The organism is Mesorhizobium sp. M7A.F.Ca.US.014.04.1.1 (genome assembly GCF_003998745.1).
Taxonomy (GTDB): Bacteria; Pseudomonadota; Alphaproteobacteria; order Rhizobiales; family Rhizobiaceae; genus Mesorhizobium; species Mesorhizobium ciceri.
The window spans coordinates 1-4,431 of sequence record NZ_RZRW01000470.1 but is presented as its reverse complement, the minus strand read 5'-3'; the positions used below and the strand labels follow the sequence as shown (position 1 = coordinate 4,431).

Here is a 4,431-nt window from a genome sequence, read left to right as displayed (position 1 = left end):
GTGGCGACCGCTTTTGCGCTGGGCGAAGGCCAAAGCGTGTCTTTTCGCCACGTCATCGGCGTCCTGCCGCTGTCGGGCGGCGAGCCGCCGCGGGACGTCACGACGGCGGATGGCCGCATGCGGCTGCATGCCGGCGGTTCGACGCGGGAGGTTCCCTTCGACAGCGATTTCCTGCGCATCGGCCAGCCGCTGGCCTCGTAGGTGTGATTGCGCGGCCGCAGGGTTTGAAATTTCCGTGAACTGTCGCCAAGATGTGGCCGAAATCATCATGCGGAACATGGTGGATCTGAAGCTCTGCCAGAGAGGCTCTCATGTCCGAAATCGCCCATCTCGCCGCCACCATCTTCAAACGCGCCGGCAAGGCAAACCGCTTCATCGTCGCCATTGCCGGTCCACCGGGCGCCGGCAAGTCGACGCTGTCGGCAAGGCTGCATGAACTGCTGCCCGAAGGGGCAGCGGAGGTCGTACCGATGGACGGCTTCCACTATGACGACGCCGTGCTCGAGCGGCGCGGTCTGCGCGCGCGCAAGGGCGCGCCGGAAACCTTCGACTTTGCCGGTTTTGAGGCCTTGCTGAAGCGTATCCGTGCCGGTGAACCCGACATCGCCATTCCGGTCTTCGACCGCAACATGGAACTGTCGCGCGCCGCAGCCTCGATCGTCGCCACAGAAACCAAGTTCATCCTGGTCGAAGGCAATTACCTGCTGCTCGACGAAGAGCCGTGGTCGCGGCTGGCGCCGCTGTTCGATTTCTCGATCTTCGTCGACGTGCCGCGCAACGAGCTCGAGCGCCGCCTGATGGAGCGCTGGCACGAGCATGGCCGCTCCGATGAAGATGCGCGCGCCTGGATCGCTTCCAACGACCTGCCCAACATCGAGCGCGTGCTCGCGCGGCGCAGTGCCGCCGATCTGGTGATCGGCCTTTCCGCTTGATTCGACGGATTGTGCAAGGGGAACTTTAAGACTTTCAGGCCGTTATCCCGACACGACAATTGTGCCAAAAGAGGGATTCGGTCCAATGGCAACCAAGGCAAAAAAGCCTGCGCCCGCCAAGGGCAAGGCGACCCAATCCAAAACCGGCGCCGGCCCGGCAATGACAGGCCGTTCGAAGGACGCCAAGCCGGCTTTCGGCAAGGCAGCGCCGAAGAAAGTGGTGCCGGCCGCAGCGAAAGCCGCGCCAAAAGCCGCAAAGCCGAAGAAGCCCGCGAGTTCCAGCGACTCCTTGGGCGGCAGTGCGATGCGCACGGCCAAGGCCACAGCCAACGTCGCTGCCGGCGCGGTCATGGTCGCCGCCCGAGGTGCTGCGTCGCTCGCCGCTTCCGTCATGGGCAAAGGCGGTTCGAAAGCCAAAGCGAAGGCGAAATAGCCGCGCTTCGGAGGCTGGTTTTTCTATCCCTTGGCCGGGATGGTCAGGCCTTTTTGCACCGCCGGCCGCGCCAGGCCGCGCTCCAGCCATGTTCCCAGATGGGCGAAATCGTCAAAGCCGACGAGTTCGCGTGCTTCGTAGAATCCGATCAGGTTGCGCACCCAACCGAGCAGCGAGATGTCGGCGATGGTGTAGTCATTGCCCATGATCCACTTGCGCCCCTTCAGCCGGCCGTCGAGCACGCCGAGCAGTCGCTTTGACTCGTCGCGATAGCGCTCCAGAGGGCGTTTGTCGGCGATTTCGCGGCCGGCGAATTTGTGGAAGAAGCCGACCTGGCCGAACATTGGCCCGACCGAGGCCATCTGGAAGAACACCCACTGGATGGTCTCGTAGCGGCGCGCGCCATCAATGGGCATGAGCAGGCCGGTCTTTTCAGCAAGGTAGAGCAGGATGGCGCCGGATTCGAACAGGCCGATCGGCTGGCCGTCCGGGCCGTTGGGATCGATGATCGCCGGTATCTTGCCGTTGGGATTGAGCGACAGGAATTCCGGTGTCCAGCTTTCGTTCTGGCCGATGTTGACCCAATGCGGCTCGTAAGGAAGGCCGAGTTCCTCCAGGGCGATCGATATCTTCACCCCGTTCGGCGTTGTCGCCGAATAGAGCTGGAGCTGGTCCGGATGCTTGGCCGGCCAACGCGTTGCGATCGGAAAGGCGGACAGGTCTGCCATGGAAACTCCTGGATGAGGATTCGCGCCGAGCGGCGCGGTTTTGGCGGGTCGGCCAAGGATTAGACGCGGCGCACGGCACGATCAATATGGCGGCGAAGGGTTTCATCGTGCACGGACAGTCAACGGAATGGCCTGCCTGGGGCAGATCCGCCCGCCCCTTAGATCAGGCAGCCTTGAAGGCCAGCACGGCATTGGTGCCGCCGAACGCGAAGCCGTTGCTGATCGCGGCGCGCACCTTGCGCTCGCGCGGCACATTCGGCGTGACGTCGAGGTCGCAATCGGGATCGGCCTCACGAAAATTGGCCGTCGGCGGCACGATGCCTTCGCGGATCGCCATCACGCAGGCGATCATCTCCAGCGCACCCGATGCGCCGAGGCAATGGGCGTGCATCGACTTGGTCGACGACACCGAAAGCTTGTAGGCATGGTCGCCGAAGACGCGCTTGATCGCTGCCGTCTCGATCTGGTCGTTGGCCTTGGTGCCGGTGCCATGGGCATTGAGGTAGTCGACATCCTCGGGATTGAAGCCGGCATCGGCCAGGCAGGCGCGCATGGCCGCCGTCGGCCCTTCGACGGTCGGCGCGACAATGTCGGAGGCGTCGGCGGAGAGGCCGGCGCCGGCGACCTCGGCAAGGATGGTGGCGCCGCGCGCCATGGCGTGCTCATACGTCTCCAGGACCGCCATGCCGGCGCCCTCGCCGAGTGACAGTCCCTGGCGGTCGGCCGAGAATGGCCGGCAGGTGTCGGGCGCCAGCACGCGCAGTGCTTCCCAGCCCTTCAGGATGCCCCAGACCAGCGGCGCATCGGTGCCGCCGGCGACCATCACATCGGCGCGGCCAAGTCTGATCTGGTCGACAGCCGAGGCGATGGCGTGGTTGGACGACGAACAGGCCGAGGTGACGCCGAAGACCGGGCCGCGCAGGCCCAGATTCATGCTGACATGGCCAGAGGCCGCGCTTGGCATGACCTTTGGCACGGTGAAGATGCCAGCGCGGTTCTTGCCCTCGACCAGTATGGCGCGATAGCTCTCTTCGATCGCCTCCCAGCCGCAGACGCCGACGCCGACGACGGTGCCCATCCGATAGGTGGTGGCTTCAGTCGAGACCAGGCCGGCGTGCTGCATGGCTTCCCTGGCTGCGATCGTCGCCAGCAGGCTGAAGCGGTCCATCGACACGGTCTGCTTGCGGTCGATGCCGTGATCGGGAAGCGTCTTGATTTCGCAGCCGACCTTGACCTTCAGATCATGCAGTTGGGGACTTGTGATCTGGCCGATGGCCGAGCGGCCGGCGCGCATCTCGTTCCAGATCGCGGGCGCGCTGGTGCCGAGCCCGCAAATGCCGCCCATGCCGGTGATGACAACGCGCTGCCGCATTCAGTTCAGGCTTTTTTCGCGATCAGCGCGCGCACAGCTTCGACCATGTCGCCGACGTTCTTCAGATTGCTCCAGGCGTCGACCGTGTTCATCTCGATCTCGATGCCATACTCTTCCTCAAGATCGAAGATAATCTCCGTCAGCTCGAGCGAATGGATGCCAAGCGAGGTCAATTCGGTGGTGGTGGTGATTTCTTCGCCGCCCGGCTCGGCATGAGCCTTGATCTTCGCGATGATATCCGTTGCCAGCTGGTCGGCCATTCGGTTCCTTCCCCACTATCTCGCGTTTCCCGACGCCGACTGAGCAGCGCCCCTTTTTCTCCTGGTATCAAGCCGCCGTCGTCGTTTAATACCCCCGCCAAGCGCAGCATGACCGTACCAAGGTGGTTCCCTCTATAGAAACCGAAACGTTGTCAAGCAACAAGCTATATCGAACTCCATATCGACAAAGCCGCCGGAGTGCTTAACGTGCAGGCATGGATATGGGCGAACATGGCGGGATTTCGACGCAGCGCGTTGCGGGCGTGGCGCGGCTTTCCTGCGCGCTTGGCGAGGGCCGCACGCGCCTGCGGCGCCTCTATCAGGACGGCGCCGCCAAGATAAGAATGCCGGCCGTCTCGGCCGATCCGCTCGAAGCGGTGCTGATCAACACCGCCGGCGGAATGACGGGCGGCGACCGTATCGCCTGGGACGTGGATGTCGGCGCGGCCGCTTCGGCATCGATCACCACGCAGGCCTGCGAGAAGATCTACCGGGCGGCATCCGACCATGCCGAAGTGCGGGTCAATTTGTCGGTAGGCGAAAACGGCCGCATCGCCTGGCTGCCGCAGGAAACCATCGTCTTCGACAGGGCGGCCTTTGCCCGTACGCTCAACGTCGAGCTTGCCGTCGGCGCCGAGGCGCTGGTGCTGGAAGCCGCCGTCTTCGGCCGCCTGGCGATGGGCGAACGCGCCACGCAGGGCAACTT

At 64.1% G+C, this 4,431-nt stretch carries 6 protein-coding genes and 1 pseudogene; 4 read left to right on the top strand and 3 right to left on the bottom strand.

Annotated elements, in window-relative coordinates; genetic code table 11:
• The 3 genes and pseudogenes from EOA22_RS25280 to EOA22_RS25270 form a co-directional block, all read left to right on the top strand.
• Positions 1-201 (top strand): annotated as a pseudogene (locus EOA22_RS25280) (hypothetical protein); the annotation flags it as partial.
• A gap of 110 nt (positions 202-311) precedes the next feature.
• Complete coding sequence (locus EOA22_RS25275) at positions 312-932, top strand: nucleoside triphosphate hydrolase (protein ID WP_063169761.1); 621 nt, start codon at positions 312-314, stop codon at positions 930-932.
• Positions 933-1,017: 85 nt separating this feature from the next.
• Entirely contained in the window at positions 1,018-1,365 is a 348-nt protein-coding gene (locus EOA22_RS25270; RefSeq protein WP_013528390.1) for a hypothetical protein, read from the top strand.
• A 23-nt stretch (positions 1,366-1,388) separates the two neighbouring features.
• Here the strand turns inward: EOA22_RS25270 and EOA22_RS25265 are convergent, their stop codons facing one another.
• From EOA22_RS25265 to EOA22_RS25255, 3 genes are all read right to left on the bottom strand, one after another.
• Positions 1,389-2,093, bottom strand: a complete 705-nt coding sequence (locus EOA22_RS25265; protein WP_063169760.1) for a glutathione S-transferase N-terminal domain-containing protein — start codon at positions 2,091-2,093, stop codon at positions 1,389-1,391.
• A 163-nt stretch (positions 2,094-2,256) separates the two neighbouring features.
• Entirely contained in the window at positions 2,257-3,465 is a 1,209-nt protein-coding gene (locus EOA22_RS25260) for a beta-ketoacyl-[acyl-carrier-protein] synthase family protein (RefSeq protein WP_063169759.1), read from the bottom strand.
• 5 nt (positions 3,466-3,470) lie between these two features.
• Positions 3,471-3,725 (bottom strand): acyl carrier protein, encoded by a 255-nt coding sequence (locus tag EOA22_RS25255; RefSeq protein ID WP_013528393.1) that lies wholly within the window; start codon positions 3,723-3,725, stop codon positions 3,471-3,473.
• Positions 3,726-3,946: 221 nt separating this feature from the next.
• Here EOA22_RS25255 and EOA22_RS25250 point away from each other — a divergent pair.
• On the top strand, positions 3,947-4,431 hold a 485-nt coding region (locus EOA22_RS25250), incomplete at its 3' end, for an urease accessory protein UreD (RefSeq protein ID WP_206521335.1).